19 protein-coding genes and 1 pseudogene are annotated in these 18439 nt (G+C 51.7%); 11 read left to right on the top strand and 9 right to left on the bottom strand.

Going from position 1 to position 18439, the window contains the following annotated elements; genetic code table 11:
* Nucleotides 1-20: 20 nt before the first annotated feature.
* The 5 genes and pseudogenes from K5E19_RS07045 to K5E19_RS07060 form a co-directional block, all read right to left on the bottom strand.
* The gene (locus tag K5E19_RS07045; protein WP_221550551.1) at nt 21-455 is read right to left on the bottom strand and encodes a hypothetical protein; all 435 of its coding nucleotides are present in this window, start codon (nt 453-455) and stop codon (nt 21-23) included.
* A complete protein-coding gene (locus tag K5E19_RS07050; protein WP_221550552.1) occupies nt 452-808 on the bottom strand; it encodes a tlde1 domain-containing protein in 357 nt (118 codons plus the stop codon). The genes K5E19_RS07045 and K5E19_RS07050 overlap by 4 nt, the downstream gene beginning before the upstream one ends.
* Before the next feature lie 10 nt (nt 809-818).
* Entirely contained in the window at nt 819-1310 is a 492-nt protein-coding gene (locus K5E19_RS07055; protein ID WP_221550553.1) for an Hcp family type VI secretion system effector, read from the bottom strand.
* A 333-nt stretch (nt 1311-1643) separates the two neighbouring features.
* Nucleotides 1644-1723, bottom strand: a pseudogene (locus K5E19_RS24370) (hypothetical protein); the annotation flags it as partial.
* Nucleotides 1724-1764: 41 nt separating this feature from the next.
* Nucleotides 1765-2559: a helix-turn-helix domain-containing protein gene (locus K5E19_RS07060; RefSeq protein ID WP_221550555.1), complete on the bottom strand. Its 795-nt coding sequence runs from the start codon at nt 2557-2559 to the stop codon at nt 1765-1767.
* 76 nt (nt 2560-2635) lie between these two features.
* Here K5E19_RS07060 and K5E19_RS07065 point away from each other — a divergent pair, with 76 nt between their 5' ends.
* From K5E19_RS07065 to K5E19_RS07110, 10 genes are all read left to right on the top strand, one after another.
* Nucleotides 2636-4618: an FUSC family protein gene (locus K5E19_RS07065; protein WP_221550557.1), complete on the top strand. Its 1983-nt coding sequence runs from the start codon at nt 2636-2638 to the stop codon at nt 4616-4618.
* Nucleotides 4611-4826, top strand: coding sequence for a DUF1656 domain-containing protein (locus tag K5E19_RS07070; RefSeq protein WP_221550560.1), 216 nt, complete (start codon nt 4611-4613; stop codon nt 4824-4826). The genes K5E19_RS07065 and K5E19_RS07070 overlap by 8 nt, the downstream gene beginning before the upstream one ends.
* Nucleotides 4823-5686, top strand: a complete 864-nt coding sequence (locus K5E19_RS07075) for an HlyD family secretion protein (protein WP_221550562.1) — start codon at nt 4823-4825, stop codon at nt 5684-5686. The genes K5E19_RS07070 and K5E19_RS07075 overlap by 4 nt, the downstream gene beginning before the upstream one ends.
* 72 nt (nt 5687-5758) lie before the next feature.
* Complete coding sequence (locus tag K5E19_RS07080; protein ID WP_221550564.1) at nt 5759-6196, top strand: DcrB-related protein; 438 nt, start codon at nt 5759-5761, stop codon at nt 6194-6196.
* Nucleotides 6197-6213: 17 nt separating this feature from the next.
* A complete protein-coding gene (locus tag K5E19_RS07085) occupies nt 6214-10452 on the top strand; it encodes an RHS repeat-associated core domain-containing protein (protein ID WP_260411681.1) in 4239 nt (1412 codons plus the stop codon).
* Complete coding sequence (locus K5E19_RS07090; RefSeq protein ID WP_150056987.1) at nt 10446-11012, top strand: hypothetical protein; 567 nt, start codon at nt 10446-10448, stop codon at nt 11010-11012. The genes K5E19_RS07085 and K5E19_RS07090 overlap by 7 nt, the downstream gene beginning before the upstream one ends.
* Before the next feature lie 157 nt (nt 11013-11169).
* Complete coding sequence (locus K5E19_RS07095; RefSeq protein WP_260411682.1) at nt 11170-11754, top strand: hypothetical protein; 585 nt, start codon at nt 11170-11172, stop codon at nt 11752-11754.
* 141 nt (nt 11755-11895) lie between these two features.
* Entirely contained in the window at nt 11896-12417 is a 522-nt protein-coding gene (locus K5E19_RS07100) for an SMI1/KNR4 family protein (protein WP_221550566.1), read from the top strand.
* Nucleotides 12418-12715: 298 nt separating this feature from the next.
* Nucleotides 12716-13261, top strand: coding sequence for an SMI1/KNR4 family protein (locus tag K5E19_RS07105; protein ID WP_221550568.1), 546 nt, complete (start codon nt 12716-12718; stop codon nt 13259-13261).
* A 258-nt stretch (nt 13262-13519) separates the two neighbouring features.
* Nucleotides 13520-13897 carry a hypothetical protein gene (locus tag K5E19_RS07110; protein WP_221550570.1) on the top strand — a complete coding sequence of 126 codons (378 nt, stop codon included), beginning with the start codon at nt 13520-13522 and terminating at the stop codon, nt 13895-13897.
* Nucleotides 13898-13963: 66 nt separating this feature from the next.
* Here K5E19_RS07110 and K5E19_RS07115 read toward each other — a convergent pair whose 3' ends face one another.
* Together K5E19_RS07115 and K5E19_RS07120 are read right to left on the bottom strand one after the other, a co-directional pair.
* Entirely contained in the window at nt 13964-14383 is a 420-nt protein-coding gene (locus K5E19_RS07115; RefSeq protein ID WP_221550571.1) for a type II toxin-antitoxin system HigA family antitoxin, read from the bottom strand.
* A complete protein-coding gene (locus K5E19_RS07120) occupies nt 14380-14691 on the bottom strand; it encodes a type II toxin-antitoxin system HigB family toxin (RefSeq protein WP_221550572.1) in 312 nt (103 codons plus the stop codon). The genes K5E19_RS07115 and K5E19_RS07120 overlap by 4 nt, the downstream gene beginning before the upstream one ends.
* A 418-nt stretch (nt 14692-15109) precedes the next feature.
* Here K5E19_RS07120 and K5E19_RS07125 point away from each other — a divergent pair, with 418 nt between their 5' ends.
* A complete protein-coding gene (locus tag K5E19_RS07125) occupies nt 15110-16606 on the top strand; it encodes a serine/threonine-protein kinase (RefSeq protein ID WP_221550573.1) in 1497 nt (498 codons plus the stop codon).
* 191 nt (nt 16607-16797) lie between these two features.
* Here K5E19_RS07125 and K5E19_RS07130 read toward each other — a convergent pair whose 3' ends face one another.
* Nucleotides 16798-17253 carry a hypothetical protein gene (locus K5E19_RS07130; RefSeq protein WP_221550575.1) on the bottom strand — a complete coding sequence of 152 codons (456 nt, stop codon included), beginning with the start codon at nt 17251-17253 and terminating at the stop codon, nt 16798-16800.
* 286 nt (nt 17254-17539) lie between these two features.
* Complete coding sequence (locus K5E19_RS07135; RefSeq protein ID WP_221550576.1) at nt 17540-18421, bottom strand: LysR family transcriptional regulator; 882 nt, start codon at nt 18419-18421, stop codon at nt 17540-17542.
* Between the last annotated feature and the right edge of the window lie 18 nt (nt 18422-18439).

Consider the following 18439-nt stretch of genomic DNA (forward strand, 5'->3'; position numbering starts at 1 on the left):
CATTGTGCGCCGGGTGACTCCTACTTAGCCTGACGGGTTTTCTCTGCGTTTAGCTCTTCCATGGTTGCCTCCAGAATCCAGAGGCATTGAGCACCGTCTACGGTTTCCAGCAGTGCCCGGCGGGTACGCTGATAAAACGCGTCGATTTCGGCGGGTGATTTCTCTAAAGGCGGAGTACAGACAATATCGCTGCCTACCATGTGCGGCCATTTTCCGGCGTCAATGGAGCGGAGCGCTTTCAGGGTGGCGTTGGTGTTTGTGGTGAGGGCTGCGGCTAAGGCATCTTCTAACTGCTTTGCCTGGTTCTCGTCAGCACCGGCAGCAAGCTTTGGGGCTTGCTCAATCCAGTGTGCATCACCTGAGGCAATTCCCTTTACTGCTGAAGACCAGTCAGTAACATCAGCTATTGCCGGGGCTGTAAGAGCAGATAGCAGCAATACGATCGGGTATTTCATCGCACTACCTCAAGCACGCCGCCGTCGCGGAGGATCATACGCCTCGTTGACGGTGAGAGAATGATGCATCCCTCAGATGCAAAACCGGCGGGACCATACTTGTGGTCACCATGAATGCGAAATTCTGAGCGACCAAAACTTTCTCCCGAGGTTTGCTCAAGAATGATGGTTATCGGTCCTTTAGAATTCGAATGACCCGCGATTTTATACGTCCCGCGAGGCAGTGGCCCCAGTCCTTTCACATGCTGACGGTCCGGGTTGTTTTTATTCGTAAGAGCACCGGAATACCCGGTCTCAATTAATTTACCGTCTTTATACATCTTGCCGGTCGACTGCTCATACTTCCATCCCATAACGTTCTCCTTATGCCGTCTTGCGGTCGTTCCAGCTATCCGAATGTATGATGTTACCGTCGACATAGCGCCAGGTAATTTTTTCATACAGCAGTTCTACCAGCTCAAGATGGTTATGCTTCTCGTAATCAGGATCTTTGACGTCAAGCATCATTGGACAGACGCTGACGATCGTCACTCCTTCCATAAGGGTGGAAAAATACTCCACTTCCTGACCGGCATCGTTGATACGGTAAAACTTTATCTCTGCGGATTTTAGCTTCTGACCTGTGCTGACAGCCTTGTACAAATAGGGGCTGGAGGCGTCGATCTCTTTATCGAAAGAATAGGGGGAATGGACGCGAAGACTTGTCGCCTTGCCGTTATGTTTGTCCGTGGGCTGCATTATGCCATGGTTCAGTGCGATAATCTCGATACTTCCATCACGACCATGTATATCGACAGAGCCTTTGATGTCGGCACCGCCATCATCTTTAAGCCATAAGTAAGCGGGAATAGCCATTTGTTTAAAACTCCATTTAAGGAAATCCTGAAAAAATCTTTTGGTTTAATGGGTTACGTAACCAGGGTAACGCTAGTGCTTACAAAATGGTCCGTCAATTTTTATATAGTATGGGTATGAAACGATCTTCGTTTTCGTTGATGAAAATTAAGAAATAATGGGATCTTACGGTTTGGAACTGGATAAAGTATTAATGATTAATGTCGTGGTTTAACTTAAAACTTTATTAAGTGAATAATGATTGCAAATTTAATAAATAGTTGGCCTGTTATTAGGGTTACATCAATTTGACGATTTATGAGGTGATTAATAGCTCCTGTTAGCTCGTCAGAATCCCCCCAGCCCGTAGCGACAGGCCTGGAAACGGTTCAAACGGTAAAGCAGAAAATGTTTTCCTGGTGTTTAAATGGCCGCAATAAGCGCGGAGGGATCCTGGCTCAGATCGTACCCCGCCCTAACGGCCGCTATTTTTCCGTTCGGCAAAGTAGTGGGCGGGCGTGCTTCCCATCGCTTTACGGAACATGGTGATAAATGCATTCACGGATTCGTACCCGAGCGTTGTCGCCACGTTCTGGACGGGTACGCCGCTTGCCAGCTCCCGCAGGGCAATAATCAAATGCAGTTGCTGGCGCCATCGCCCGAAGCTCAGCCCGGTTTCGCGCTGCATCAGGCGGGCAAACGAGCGCTCGCTGAGGGCGAGCCGTTTCGCCCAGTCCTTAAGGGTGCTTCTGTCCGCAGGGTGGGTAACCAGCGCGTCGGCCATGGCGCGAATTTTCGGATCGGTCGAGACCGGCAGGCTCAGCTTCTGCTGCGGCATGCTGGCGAGCTCGTCCAGCGTGACCCGGATCAGCCTCGCGACGTGGCCGTCGGCGGGATAATCCACGCCCTCGCGCGTCAGACGGTCGACCAGTTCCTTAATCAATGGCGAGATCGCCAGGGTGCAGCAACTCTCCGGCAGCGCCGCCGCGCCGGGCTCAATAAACAAATAGTTGAGATGCGCGTTCCAGGTCGCTTTGGCGCTGTGCGGGATCCCGCCGGGGATCCAGACGGCGCAGTCCGGCGGCACAATCCAGATGTCATTCTCCGCGTAACAGCTCACCGCACCGTATCGGGCAATAATCAGCTGTCCCTTGCGGTGGGTATGTACCGGCACTTCTGCGGCGTAATCCACGAAGTCCAGATGACGCGCCACCGCCGGGCTGGCGGTAGAGTCAGGGTCATACAGCGTATTGGCGAGTTGAGGCTTCACGATTCTGGCAACATTTAGGTATTTTTTGACAGAATAGAGTATTTAAGCGGGTCTGCAAGCCGGTAATAATTCCGGCATGAAAAACATCTTCTCTCATCCCGTGCGCCTGCCCGTCGCGCTGCAAAACGACGCGGGGGCGCTGATCTACGCCGCGAAGAGTTTTGCCGCGGCGATGCTGGCGTATTACCTCGCGCTGTCGATAGGGCTTGAGCGTCCCTCGTGGGCCATTATTACGGTGTACATCGTGTCGCAGACGTCGGTCGGGGCATCGCTGAGCAGAAGCCTCTACCGGCTGGCCGGTACCGTGGTAGGTGCCAGCGCGACCGTTCTTATTGTGCCCACCTTCGCGAATACGCCAGTCCTGTGCAGCGCGGTGCTGACGGGCTGGATTACGTTCTGCCTGTGGCTCTCCCTGCTGGAGCGCACGCCCCGGGCCTACGCCTTTGTGCTGGCGGGCTACACTGCGAGCCTGATTGGTTTTCCGGCGGTGTCCGATCCCGGCGGCATATTTAACGTCGCCATCGTCCGCGTGCAGGAGATCGCGATTGGGATTTTCTGCGCGGCGCTGATTCACCGCTACGTGCTGCCCGCGCGCGTTTCAGGCCAGTTCAACGCTAAATTATCCCAGACGCTACAGGCCGCGCGCGGGCGGGTGGCGGATACCTTAGCCGGCAAACCCGACGCGGCTTCCGGCCCGCTGCATCTGGCCCTGGCGCTGCAGTTCCTGCAGGGCATCAGCCACCATATTCCGTACGATTTTGCCCTCTCAGCCCCGGTGCTGCAGGCCAGAAAAGCGATTCACGATCGGTTGGCGCGGCTGGTTATCGTCAACTGTGAGCTACACGATCGCCTGCCAGCGATCGGAACCCTGCCCGCCGACGTGCAGACATTGCTGGAGGACGTTCAGGCCTGGCTTGCCGCTGAAGGCGCGGGCGCCAGCACCACGGTAGAAGCGCTGAGGCTCCGCTGCGCGTTTCTCATCGATCGGTATGCCGCGCAGGCGCAGACGTTTGACGACGCGCTGCTGGTCAGTTTTATTCGCTACCTCTCGGAGGCTATCGAGCTTCTGCAGCAGTGCGAACGTCTTTCCGGGGCTATCCTTCACGCCAAACCCGTCTTTGGGGAGATGCAAACTCGCGCGGCGAAAGGCTACGTTTTCCACCGCGATCCTCTTACCGCCGCCCGCACGGCGCTGGGGGCTTTCGCCATCATCCTGAGCGGCTGCCTGGTCTGGATCTTCTCAGCGTGGCCGGATGGCGGTACGGCGGTGTCTATCCTGGGGGTCTGCTGCACGCTGTTTGGTAGCTTCGACACCCCGGCACCGCACATCGTGAAATACATCATTGGCTCATTCTGGGGCGTGGTCATTAGCCTGTTCTACAGCTTTGCGCTGCTGCCGCTGGTGAGCGATTTTCCGGTGCTGGTGGCGGTGCTTGCCCCGGCGTATCTGCTGGCCGGGTCGCTTCAGGCGCGTCCGCCCACCACGTTTATGGCGATGGGTATTACCCTGACGCTGCCCATTCTTTGCGAGCTGGGGGCGCACTACAGCGGAGATTTCGCCGTTGCGGCCAACACCGCCATCGCGCTCTTTGCCGCCACCGGCTATGCCGTCGTCAGCATGAGCCTGCTGCAAACCGTGCAGGCGGATGGCGCCATCACGCGTCTTCTGAACCTGTGCCAGCGCGACATTCGCCGCAGCGTGAAGGGCACGCTGCGGGTTGATGAAACGCACTGGATCAACCTGATGATGGACCGAACCGCCCTGGTGCTGCCGCGCCTGCAGCGCAGCGAGCGTGCGCCAGAGCAGGCGCTCGATCGGCTGTTACACGCGCTGCGTCTGGGGCTTTCGGTCATGCATTTACGCCGCGGTGACACACTGCCCGGCAGGGAGGTTGACGCGCTTTTTCAGCAGATAAACGCCGCTGACCGCCACGCATTACGCGAACGCATCGCTACCCTTATCGCGCGCCATCTGCCTGCGGCAGATGAACATACGCGCCAGTTTGTCTTCAGGCTGGTGGATCTGCACTGTGCATTACGGGAGCCAGACCATGGTTAACGATCTCAATATCGGCGGGGTTTTTATTCCGGGGCTGCTGATGGTCGCCCTCGCGGCGCTGGTCTGCACGCTGGGCCTCGTCGCGCTTTTCTCTCTCAGCAGGGTTTACCGGCGCTTGCCGTTTCGCCCGCTGATGGATGTTTCAACCTGGATTGTCACCTTTTTCCTGCTGATGCAGGGCCTGACCGCGTTGGGGTTATTGTCATGAAATCACTGCTCTCTTTACTGGCTCGCTATGCGCTGACGTTGAGCGTCGTCGCGGCGGCCTCGCTTCTGGCGTTTATGATGTGGAAACACTACGCACAAACGCCGTGGACCCGCGATGGCCGCGTGCGTGCGGACGTGGTGCAGATTGCGCCGGACGTCTCCGGGCCGGTCATCAGCGTGGCCGTGCGGGACAACCAGTGGGTGAACCGGGGCGATGTGCTTTACGTCATCGATCCGCGCTGGCTTAAGCTAGCGGTGACCAGCGCGCAGGCTGATGTGGAATCGAAACGCCATGAAATGCTGATGCGCCAGGACGCGGCCCATCGCCGCACGCTGATTAAAAACGCCATCTCCAGCGAGGATTTGCAGCAAACCGGCAGCGCGGCGAACGTCGCGGCGGCCAACTATCACGGCGCGCTGGCCGCGCTGGATCTGGCAGAGCTTAATCTGGCGCACGCCACCGTCCGCGCGCCGGTCTCGGGGTACGTCACGCATCTGCGGCTTCGCCCCGGAGACTACGCGACGGCGGGGGAGACAAAGGTCGCCATCGTCGATGCGCACAGCTTCTGGGTGGTGGGGTACTTTGAGGAGACCAAGCTGCGCCATATTCGCGTCGGGGATACCGCGCAGGTTGTTCTGATGGGGTACGAGCCGGTCATCACGGGTCACGTGGAGAGCATCGGGCATGGGATCGGGGACAGCAACGATGAGACGGGCGGGCTGGGCCTGCCCGACGTCGAACCCACCTTTAGTTGGGTGCGGCTGGCGCAGCGCGTGCCGGTGCGCATTCATATCGACAGGTTACCGCTGGGGGTTGAGCTGGTGGCGGGGCTGTCGGCGAGCGTGGCGGTGGGGGAATAATCTGGGGATAGTCAGCCTTAAACACATATGCGAAACTTACCGCTTCTGAAAATATGTGGTGGGACCCGCTCAATGTCAGAACAACATTCGCAGTGCCTGTTCAGTGAAGGACTGATTAACTTTCCTGAGGGTTATCAGGATCGTACCGTCAACGTATTCGCGCCGCCCGCTGCGGATGCGCCGGCGTTCAACATCTCCCGCGATGGCCTCAACGCCGGCGAAGCGCTTGCCGCGTATATCGATCGCCAGCTCGCCCTGATGGAAAAACACATCAAGGGCTGGAAGCAGGGTGAGCGCAGCGCCGCTACGCTGGGCGACGGCCTTTTACAGGGTGAAACCGTCCATGCCAGCTACCTGCGCGACGGGAAACGCATCTGGCAGCAGCAGGCCGTGTTTAACGTCGACGACGATAAAATCCTGGTGTTCACCATGACCTGTACCCGTGCGCTGGGCGATGCCGACGGCGCGCTGTTTGGCGATCTTCTCAGGAGCTTCCGCTTCCACCATTAACTTCAGGGACCGTTGTTATGTTTGAAGCAGCACGCGTTGGTGATGATATCGGCCACTCCGGTGCGCTGGCCGGGATGATTGCCGGAACGATTGTCGGTGGCCTGATTGCCGCCGCCGGGGGCATTCTGGCGGGGGCCATGTTTATTGCCGGCCTCGGCGCATCCTGCCTTGGCGTGGGCGTCCTGCTCGTCGGCGCCAGCCTGGCCGTCGGGTATTACACCGGGGAGCTGGCGACCGCCGCCCGGGACAGCATCGCGGACGCCGGGGCATCCAGCATGACGAAGAAAGGCGTCATCACCTCCGGCTCGCCCAACGTGTTTATCAACGGTAAACCCGCCGCGCTTGCCACCGATAGCACCGTCGACTGTTCTGACGACGGCTCGCAGCAGATGGCTGAAGGCTCTAAGCGAGTCTCCATTAATAGCCAGCCTGCGTCCCGCATCGCGGATCGCACCACCTGCGACGCGAAGGTAATGACCGGTTCGGACAACGTCATTATCGGTGGCGACCCGCAGCAAACCCTGCCCATTCAGTCTGAAGTCCCCGAGTGGCTGTATAAAGTCTCCGATCTTACCCTGCTGTTCGCCGGCCTGCTCGGCGGGTGGGGCGGTGCCGCTGGCAAAGTCGGGGCGCTCTCTAAGCTGCTGGGGAAAATCCCTGGCATTAATAAGCTGGCCCGTATCGCCTGCCGCGCCGGTACGCTGATGACCGGCGTGGCGGCCGCGGGGATCATCGCCCGCCCGGTGGATATCGTCAGCGGACAGAAGTTTCTCAGCGGGGATGATGAGCTGGATTTCGTCCTGCCTTCCCGTCTGCCGGTGCGCTGGCAGCGCTACTGGCGCAGCGGCAACCCCGGCGACAGCGTGCTGGGCCGCGGCTGGAGCCTGTTCTGGGAAAGCCGCCTGGAGCCGTATCAGGACGGCCTGGTGTGGCGCGCACCGTCCGGCGATTACGTCGCCTTCCCGAAGATCCCGAAAGGGATGCGCACTTACTGCGAAAGCGAAAAAAACTGGCTTGAACATCATCAGGACGACAGCTGGTCGGTGTATGACGTCAGCGGCGAGCGCTGGCACTATGCGCCGCTGCGGGATGATGCCCCGTCGCTGCTCCAGCGCATCTCTGAACCCTGCGGCAACGATATCCTCTTCGAGTGGAATGCGGACAATACCCTGCATGCCCTGACCGACGGCGCGGGCCAGCGCGTGGTCTGCCGCTACGACCGTGACAGGCTCGTCGGCGTCTGGCTGGATGACGAGATCTGCCTGGTCAGTTACGCTTATGATGAACAGCGCCAGCTGGTCTCCGTGACCGGCCGGGGCGGTAGCGTGCGCCGACGCTTCAGCTGGCAGGACGGGCTGATGAGCGCCCACGAGGACGCCAACGGCCTGCTGAGCGAATACCGCTGGCGGGAGATTGACGGCCTGCCACGCGTGGTTGGCTTCCGCCACAGCGGCGGCGAACAGCTGACGTTCGAATACGATTTTGATAACGGCACCCGCCGCGCGACCCGCGAAGACGGCGCGCAGGCGCACTGGCTGGTGGATGACGACGACAACGTCGCGCGCTTCACGGATTACGACGGGCGTCAGACGACGTTTGTCTACCGCGACGGCGAGCTCTGCGACGTTATTCTGCCCGGCGGCGCAATGCGCCGCAGCACGTGGGACAAATACGGCCGCATGACCAGCGAGACGGACCCGGCGGGCCGCCGCACGGAATATCACTGGCATCGCCTGACCGACCGCATCACCCGCACGGTGTACCCGGACGGCACCTCATCGCAGGCCAGGTATGACCTTCGCGGTCGCCTGCTGTCGGAAACGGATCCGGCCGGTAGCACCACCGCGTATCGCTATCCCGATGATGAAGAAATCCTGCCGGAGAGCATCACCGACGCCATCGGCGGCGTGGTGCGCCTGGTCTGGAACCACCAGGGGCTGCTGACGCAGCGCACCGACTGCTCCGGCAGCGTCACCCGCTTCACCTACGACCGCTTCGGGCAGCTGATTGCCAGCGAGGATGCGGAAGGGAATATCACGCGCCGGGAGTGGAGCCGTGCCGGGCTGCTGAGCGCCGTGATCCATCCGGACGGCAGCCGCGAGTCGCTGGTGTGGAACGAACGCGGCCAGCTCACGGGCTGGCGCGACCCGCTGGAAAGCGAGGTGAGCTGGGCCTATAACGCGCTCGGCCTCCCGGTCAGCCTTACCGACCGTATTGGCCGCGTGCGCCAGTGGCGATACGACCCGCGCGGTAACTTGCTGCGACTCGATAACGGCAACGGGGCGGAATACCGCTTCACCTACGACGCCGTGGGCCGCCCACTCAGCGAAACGCGCCCGGACGAGACCGTGCGCCATATGGAATGGGACGCGCGAGGGTTCCTCTGCGCGCTCGAAGAAAACGGACGACCTGCTGCCGACGGCGGTATCGCCCGCCGCGTCCAGCAGTTCAGCTATGACGACAGCGGGCTGCTGATCGGGCGCACTCAGCGCCACGCGGAATACCGCTACTTCCGCGACCTGAGCGGCCAGATCGCCCGCATCCGCCGCACGCCGACGGCGGAAGGCGTTGCCCTGGGTATCGAAAGCGATGAGATCGCATACCGCCACGACGCCGCCGGGCGCGTGCTGAGCGAGTCCGGCATTAACGGCGCGGTGAGCTACGAATGGGATGCCCTGAGCAACCTGACCGGCCTGACGCTGCCCGGCGATCAAAAGCTGGCCTGGTTGCACTACGGCTCCGGCCACGTCAGCGCCATCCGCTTCGGGCAGCAGCTGGTGACCGAGTTCACCCGCGACCGCCTGCACCGCGAGGTGCGCCGCACCCAGGGCGCGCGCGATCAGCTCCGCCAGTATGACAGCCTCGGCAGACGCACCCTGCAGCGCAGCGAATTGAGCACGGACGTGACCCTGCCGGAGCAGGCGATACTGGAACGCCTGTATCGCTACACCGCGCGCGGCGAGCTTTCCGGCGTCAGCGACACCCTGCGCGGTGAGGTGGATTACGGCTACGACGCAGAAGGACGTCTGCTGAAGCACTACGAGGCCCGACAGGGGCACAGCCGCGCGCAGTTCAGCTACGATGCCGCGGATAACCTCGCCGCCAATGACGATCCGGTACCGGTTACGGATAACCGCCTGCAGCACTGGCAGGCGCTGTTTATGAAATACGACCACTGGGGCAACCTGATCAGCCGCCGCAACGGGCTGTATGAACAGCATTATGCGTATGACGCCGAGAACCGTCTGGTGTCCGCCCGGGGAACCGGACCGGAAGGGCGGTTTGAGGCGCGCTATCACTACGACGCGCTGGGCCGCCGCACGCGCAAAATCGTCACCACGACGCACCGCACCACCGACACCCGCTTCCTGTGGCAGGGCTACCGCCTGCTGCAGGAGCAGCAGGAGAGCGGGCTGTGCAGCACCTATGTATACGACCCGAATGAAGCCTGGAGCCCGCTGGCGCGGGTGGATCACCTTCGTGACCAGAGCAGCGGTGAGATTTACTGGTTCAATTCCGATCTGAACGGCGCCCCGCTGGAAGTGACCGACGAGCGCGGCGCGGTGCGCTGGAGCGGCCAGTACGGCAGCTTTGGCGAAGTGCGCCATCAAAGCGAAGGATTCTCACGGGTTGTGCATCGCACGGCGATGGCGCACCAGCCTCTTCGCTATGCCGGGCAGTACGCTGACGGTGAAACGGGGCTGCACTATAACCTGTTCCGCTACTACGACCCGCAGGTCGGGCGGTTTATTGTGCAGGATCCGATTGGGTTGAATGGTGGGTGGAATCTTTATCAGTATGCGCCGAACCCGTTGGGGTGGATTGATCCGCTGGGTTTAATAAACGAATTTGGAATCGCAGGCTATGGAAGCCCCGTCCATGCAAAAGACGGTTTAACTGCACATGAATTATTACAAAATGCTTGGCTAAGAAATAATGGCATAATAAAAGGTAGAATGTCTGGTATTGCAACTACCAACCCAGCGATAGCTTTGCAAGAAAACGCTATGCATAAAACCATATCCAAATTACAGGCCAAATATGGATTGCATAATCCTAATGTACTAAAAAACCAGTCCGCATTGCAGAATATCAACAGGAATACTGCAATTACTCGAAGAGGTATTTACGAAGACTTGGTGAATAACAGAGGTTGGGAACGTCAAAACGCTAAGAAATTTGCCACTGAAACGGCAATGAAACTTAGAGAAGAGTCTATTGGGTTTGCCAGAAAAAATGGGTTGACAAAATGTTAAAATCTAATCTTATCGCTAAAATAAGTACCCTGCCTGATGGTAATGTCATTGGGCGGATTGGTGGAAATATCCCTGAATTCTTTTTAGATAAACTAGATGATATTCAGGGGCATAAGTTTTATTTGACAGTTCAGAATCCTGATGATGGACATGAGTATATTACGATACTTATTCCTGAAGGATATGATGATATGATTGATAACAATATCTACCCCAATTGTTCAGTAAAAGTTTTTACGCATACGTTTTCTGATGAAAGCAATAATGATGCATTTACGATAAAACACATTAATAAGGCAGTTATTGTTGGGTATGATAAGGTTGAAAGTGAAGAGTTTGACTTTATCACTAAAACCGAAGATGCAAGGTTAATACAATCGGAAGATTATTATTTTGATGCTTTGCAAAAAGATGGTTATGAATTTTTCATGCAGATAGATGAAGATTATTATCCAGATGCATTGCTTGATGGTGATTACATCTTTGGTTACGGTGCTTTATATTTGTATAAAAAAATATCTGGCGGGAATATCGTGGCTGGTTTTTGGCAGTACTCGTAAAGATAAGTGATTAATAAAAGCCGGATTAATATTGATTATTTTCGGCTTATATAATACAGATGATGTTTTTATTCAGAATGCATTTACTTCCTTATTTTTTTAATTGCTTTTATAAATTTTTTTCTAATTTAATTGGTTATTACTGAGGGCTATATTTATGGATGCGTCTGATACTATTGTGAGTGAGATTGAAAAAGCATTAAAACAACTTATTATCATTTGCAATAAATACTCGCTGCCAGGGAGTTTCAGTACCGTCAATGATCTGGACATTGCCTTCCCGTCCAACTTACCTCGTTCAACAGATGTTGATTACTTATATAAAAATTATAATCCTGAAAAGTTCAAGATTGAAACAGGCTTCACGCCAATTAAAATTCATTCTGTCAGTGAGCTCTCGAAGGTTCAAAGTGGTTATGAATACTTACCAAACAATTATCTTGTTTTTGGTGATGATTTAGGTGGAGGTAAACCTATAATTGCGGTTATCGATGAAGGGAAGACCTCTGTCTATGCTAGTTATGATGTAATTGAACCATTGAAAATAGCTGGCAGTCTCTCTGGATTTATATTTTCATTAGCTGAGCTTATTGATTTGGTATATGGTCAATACGATATCTTTGATATAGCAGATGATAATGACGAAGTGAAAAATGACTTTATTGATGAGTTGCGGAAAAGAATTGTTCCTCTTATCGGTAATGAAGGTTTTAATGCATTCTTTGATTATTTTTATGGTTAGGGTACATGTTTTTTATTTAGAGAAATGAATGGAATTTGCCGGAAACTATTAAGTTCCGGCTTTAATTACTACCATCGATTTTTCCATAACAGAGGTGGAGTATCTAAGATCACTAAGTCATGACCTTAGCAAGGAGAGCTTATGCCTATTTCATGCGGTAAACTTACAACTCAAGATGAAATTAAAGTTTTGGAGGCAAAATTCAAAATCAGTTTTCCTGAAGATTATAAAGATTTCCTCAAGTTGAAAAATGGCTTTGTTGTAAAATCTCCGGATTTTTGTGAGTTAGAGTATGAAGGTGTCGATGAAGGGGTAATCGCCTTTTATGCCCTTTTTGGAATAAATATGAAAAATCCAAACCACGACATCTTTCGTCAAAATGAAAATTTTTTAAGTGAACTTGATTTCATTGATGATAAGTTAATTATTGGTGATGATCCTGGAGGTAATTTTTACCTTATATTAAATGGCAGTGAAAGCCAAGGTGTGTATTATTGGGACAGAACACATCTACATGCTGAGGATGATATCCAAGAGTTTGAGAACGCTGAGCAAAATGAGTGCGGCAATATCTATAAAATTACTAATAGCTTTACGGAATTTTACAAGAAAATTTGTGAGGCATCTCTTGATGCGGGAATGAATGTTACTGTTGATTTGTGATATTTCAAAATAAAGCCATAATCAGAATATGATCATGGCTTATTTTTTTTGCATTATGATGTTAGTAAATAGATAAACAGTAATAAAAAGAATGTCAGATATGCTTGTATTTTACCATTGGTAATAATGTCATTGCATAGAAAAAAGGCATTACACAGAAAACGGCTCAAAATTTGTTAAGGGAAAAAATGCACACTCCACATTATCTGATTGCGAATACCATAATTCTTCTGCCGAGAGAGCTTCATGTCAATGTGCCCCATATTGGCTACGAATCAGATATATGGAGGAAAGAACATTGTTGAAAAAATTAGAGCGCTTTGGAGTGAAATCTACATTATTACCATTAGATGAACTGAAAAAGATTTTAAATACATTAGAAGCATCAACAGGGCCAATTTCTGAAAATTATCGTGTCTATTTACTTCATTTTGGTGTTTCTGTTCTTTTTGATGTAAATGTTGTTTTCAAAGCGTTACAACCATCTCCGTGGTCTGATGAGCAAGGAAACGATACGCTTGAGTCTTTGTACGGCCTTGCAGAATCGGGTAAAGAATATACTGTGTTTGAAATGGCTGATACATACCGGAATGATTTTCGCGAACAATGGTTACCGATAGGAGCCTCGTCTGGTGATAATCAAATCTGTCTTTGCCTCAAGGGAGGTGTGTCGGGAGAAATTTGGTTTTGGGAGCACGAGTCTGATCCAATATTCAATGATTCAGCAGTGATCTCCGGGCTGACGAAAATAGCAAACTCCTTCGATGAGTTTGTTGATATGCTTACTGTTCAGGATGATAAAATAAATGCATCAGGTGTAATTAAAGTCGATCTTGATTTTTAATAAAAGGGTACTTGCGGTGAACTTTGCGAAGTCCATCAATTGCTGAAAGGTGGGCGTAACTGATGCAGCAAATATCAATGCAGCAACAGCCGTTTCGCTATGGTGGGAATATATATTTTGCCTTTTAAAAATAGCAATCTATAAAAGATTGGTACGGGTACTATCTTAGGTTACTCTTAGAATATTAGCCATCTTAATGAACGCCAGACTTCCGATAAAATCTGTCAGGATCAAAACGGTTCAAGATAAGGAGAACTGATGAGTAATGTTAAAAATCTTATTGCAGCGTGTATTAACTGCTATGAAGAAAATGATGTATTCACCATCGGAATAGGGGATGACAGACATGATCCAAAAAATTTTATCATTATCGGACGATTCGACGAAGATGAATTACCCGTTAATGAATGTATTGGATTCCAGAGTGAGTCAACGGAATATGAGTTAACAGACTCTATTCGTTCTGTTCAGCTCACTGAAGACAAACTTGTGATCGTGCTTAATGAAGATGCCGTAAAAATGATTGGTATCAGGGAATATCATGTGGTCATTCCTGCAGCAAAAGACTCTAAATCGCTTGGAAAGTGTTTGAGAGAAGTGTTTGAAGGCAGTGACGTGCCTCTACAATTACCATAGGAGTTTAAGCCGCGACATGGCCAGCTTGGCTGCGTTACTTTTTCTTAATATAAAAAATCATCCTCATCAATTCCCCACAAATGCACTTACCGGCACGCCAAAACGCTTCGCCAGCGCGCGCATATGATCCAGAGTTAACGTGCGCTGTCCGTTGAGGATTCGACTCACCAGAGATTTCTTGCCTATCTCATTCTCAAAATCGCTCTGTGTGAGTTGGTACTGATCCATCAGCGTTCGCAATAACGCAACGCCTGACGGAATGCTGGCTACACGCGCGTTAAATTCTGCAAACACCGGAGACTCGTTTTCGTATTTATCGATCTTCGTAGTGAGCATCTCTACCAGCGGGCTATCGGGGTCATGCTCAATCAGATATTCCACCAATCCCAGAGCATCCTCGTAATCTTGACGCGACGGTCTTGAACCCAGGAAAGGAAGCTCGCTTGTCAGATCGTTTGCCGCTTTGATGGCTGCCGCATAGTTCATTCTTTCGTTCTCCGGTAGAGGTCCGTGAGCTTGTCATACTCTGCGTGAGTGCTGATGTGTTTGATGAAGATCTTTCCCCGCTCAAAATCAGCAAAAAGCATCACTCTTAAATACCCGCCACCTACATCAATGACACACCATTTTTCCCTGTATTTCATCCGATCTAGGCTGGGAAAGCGCTTTCGCATGTCGTCTGGTGACGAGTAGTGCTCCTTTTTTAGCACCCGGTAAAGATCGTCCAGGGCAAGTGATTGGTTGGGAAAATGTCTGGCTGCTGTGTCGAAAGGCACTCTTGAAACTACGTGCATCCTTGCTCCATGTTTCCAGGCTGGAAATATTATAAATGGTGGCTGGTGAGTTGACAATATGGAAACTTCTATGGGCTGCAGTTTTCACATGCTAGTGATAACGGCGCTTATGTATTGAGTGCGCACACTTTAAGAGGTGGTGGCATGAGATTAAAGGGGTAGGTATAGCTCGACTTGGAGTATTTGTTTGATCTACGTGGCGTATTCAGGAAATTTTGAATGAATTAGATAATTATGGATGATAGTTTGATCTGTTCACCATGAACGATGTAACTGCTTTTGGCATAAAAGGATGCTTCTAATTTTTAACACACTGATCACTGAGGGGATAAGTCAAAAGTGTTATAATAAATGCGAGAGAGTGTTTTATTGAATTTTAATATATTTTCATGATGTTTTTTTATGGGGTAGGTACGAAATGTTTCGAGTCAATGATTATGTGAGTATTGATGGTAAGGAATATGTTGTCTCAAAATTTTTAGGGCAAGGTGGAATGGGAAATGTTTTCTTAATAGAAGACAAGGAAAATGGTTCAAGATTTGCGCTAAAAACTCTCCAGTATTATATCCCTGACGATAATAATCATCGATCGCTGATAAATGAATGGGAAAAGGCTCGGAGAATATCTCATAAAAATACTATTCATTATTATGGATTTCATGATGGATTATCCGAGCCCAATACGCCATATCTTTTAATGGAATATGCTAATAGCGGGTCGCTAGAGAATTTTCTGAAGAGTCAAACTTCTTTCTTAGATGAAGATACTTGTTTAAATATATTTCACCAAATTATTGATGGGATGGAGGCTGTCAATGAGGTCCTCATCCACAGAGATATAAAGCCAGACAATATATTTATAGATGACGGGGTATTTAAAATAGCGGATTTCGGTTTGGCGAAAATAGCTGAAGAAAAAACCCGGTCCAAAACCTTCAAAGGATGGGGTACTGAACCATATATTGCACCTGAGGCCTACCGGGCGGAAACTAATACAATTCAGATGGATATGTATTCAATTGGACATGTTTTCTATCAAATTGCAGCATTAAAACATGCATTTGGAGAACAAAATAACTGGGAATATGCTCATCTAACATTTGTACCACCATTGTTGAATGAAATAAATAAAACTATTTCACCAAAAGTTGCATTTGTTATTAATAAATTAATGTCAAAGAAACCTTCAGCTCGTTATACAAGCTGGGATTGCGTGAGGAAGGATTTAACTGATTCTGCCAAAAATACTGGTAATCATAAAGCTGCAATAAATAACGTGCTAAAAAATAAAATATCAAGAGACCAGGAAAGAGACAAGGAACTATCAAAGCAACAGATTCAGTCTCAAGAGCAGCAAAGGAAAAATAAAATTCTGCGATTTCAATTTAATAATGAAATAATTTCCCCAATAACAGACTTTATAAATGATTTTAACAATGTTTCTGGTTCAAATGCAGAAATGAAAATTTCTGAAGTAACAAGAGGGACTGATGTAGCTTACAAAATATTTTTTGAAACAAAATTTGTTGACATTTGGTTTCATCCTCTAACCGAGTCAGATGTTCTTAAACGATATGCAAACGATATATGGGGGCACAATCGACTTCATATCACTAAGCCCACAATGATGGGTAAATCTGTTTTGGCTTGGGGGGGGGTGGAATGTTCAGATAAAACTGGGGTTAATATTGTTTTGGTGCATTCAGAATCAGATGAATATGGAGATTGGTATTTGCTTAAAAACACACATTCGGGTTTTTCTAGGAATAGCGATGACAGAACTGAGCCATTTGCTTTTGATAACGATGAGTTAGTCACAGAAATACATCACATTGGTGTAATGCATATTTATCAGCTTGAAACAAAAGCATTGGAAGCGAAAGATATAGTTGGTTTTATATCCAATTATTTATGATGTGGTTAATATAATTATCTATAAATACAAATTATGTCAACCGGATTAATTGTTCGTCTAAATAGTCCGGTTGTTGAATTAAAAACTTCACTGTTTGCTATTGAAGGAAATTTAAAACTCAGCATAGGATTTTCAATCAGGCCGAAATCCCGCTTCTTACCCAGCAGAATCCCGGCCTCCCATCACCCACCTCAATGCGCCGGAATATACGGCTCCTTCACAAACTCAGCCAGCAGCCAGACCATATCATGCAGTAGCCCAGTGAGTTCTTTCGCCACGCTCGAAGGCAGTGTCCCGCCCATCACTGCCAGCGTTAACGCCACAGCATAATCCACCTGCAACGCCGTTTCCTGCCAGCAGTCCGGCACGCAGGAAACGATCTTCTCCCCCGCGATGAGCCGTTCAACCAGATGCGGGGGAAGTTCCGTATCGCAACGTTCACGCAGGCGTTTAAGCAGTTCCAGCAAGCGCTCGCAAAGTATGGGAAACGTCACGGGATCGTCAGTTTCCACCAGCACGCTGACATACGCGGTGCAGGCGTCGGCTAGCTCGAAAAGATCCGCAAAATCGGAAATTGACGTATTTATGAGGTGATGAACAGCGCTTTCTTCAGAGAGCGCATAAGAAAAGTTAGGTGTAGTAGCCATTTAGCATCCTCGTTGTGCAAAAAAATGTCATGTTATGCTAACGGGTTCCTACGCCCGGTTACGGATGTGCCGCAACGCAGGCACTTTACGGCGGCGAAAAAGGGAAGGAAAGGGATAACCCTGAATTACATAAGGTTGCTTGAAAGTTTGCGAGGCGGCTTCCAGAAGGGCATTGCCGGGTGGCGGCTACGCCTTACCCGGCCTACAAAACCGCCAACCAACCTACCCGCGACACGAACCGTAGGCCCGTGCAAGCGCAGCGCCGCCGGGCACAGCCGCACAGCCGTCACCCCTCGCTCATCATCGCCAGAAACCGCTTCACCGTCCGCGAGCGTTCAAAGCGCCGCCAGCACAGCGCGATATCGGTATAAAGCTCCGGTGAGCTCAGGGTGTGGTAGGTGACATTCGGCGGAGAAATGGCCGCCATCGATTTCGGCACCAGGGCAAACCCGCCGCCCGCGGAAACCATGCTCAGGGAGGATGAAAGCTGTGACGACTGCAGCGCGTGCTGCACGTCAATTCCGGCCCGCTCGCAGCAGCCGTGAACCCGTTCGTACAGCCCCGGCGCGACCTCCTGCGGGAACAGCACTACCGGCGTATCCCGAAGCTGCTCTAGCGCCAGCGAATCGCACGCCGCCAGCGGATGGTCGCGATGCAGCGCCACCACCATCGGCTCCCGGTCGAGGATTTTTAACTCGAACGCCTTGCTGCTCTCGCACGGCAGGCGCACGAAGGCAATATCCAGTTCCCCCTCCGCCAGCATCGTCGTCAGCGACGACATATTGGCTTCCACCTGGTGAACCTGCACCGCCATGTTCTGCACCTGAAACTGGCGAATCAGCGCGAAAATTTTAGGGTGAAAGGCATCTGAACTGGTGATCCCAATCGACAGATTGCCGTTCAGCCCGCGTGCGATACCGCGGGCCTTTTCCAGCGCGGCATCGCTCAGCGCCAGGATCTTGCAGGCGTCCTCATAGAAGGCTTCTCCCGCCTCGGTCAGCTCCACGCCCCGCGTCAGGCGTCTGAACAGCGGCGTGCCCACTTCCTCTTCGAGCCGTTTGATCTGCTGACTCAGAGGTGGCTGTGAAATACCCAGCGCTTCGGCCGCCCTGGTGAAGTGTCGCTCGCGTGCAACCGCGACAAAATACCGCAGATAACGAAGTTCCATATCTAAAACGTCTCAAAC

The organism is Enterobacter sp. RIT637, from assembly GCF_019718755.1.
GTDB lineage: Bacteria > Pseudomonadota > Gammaproteobacteria > Enterobacterales > Enterobacteriaceae > Enterobacter.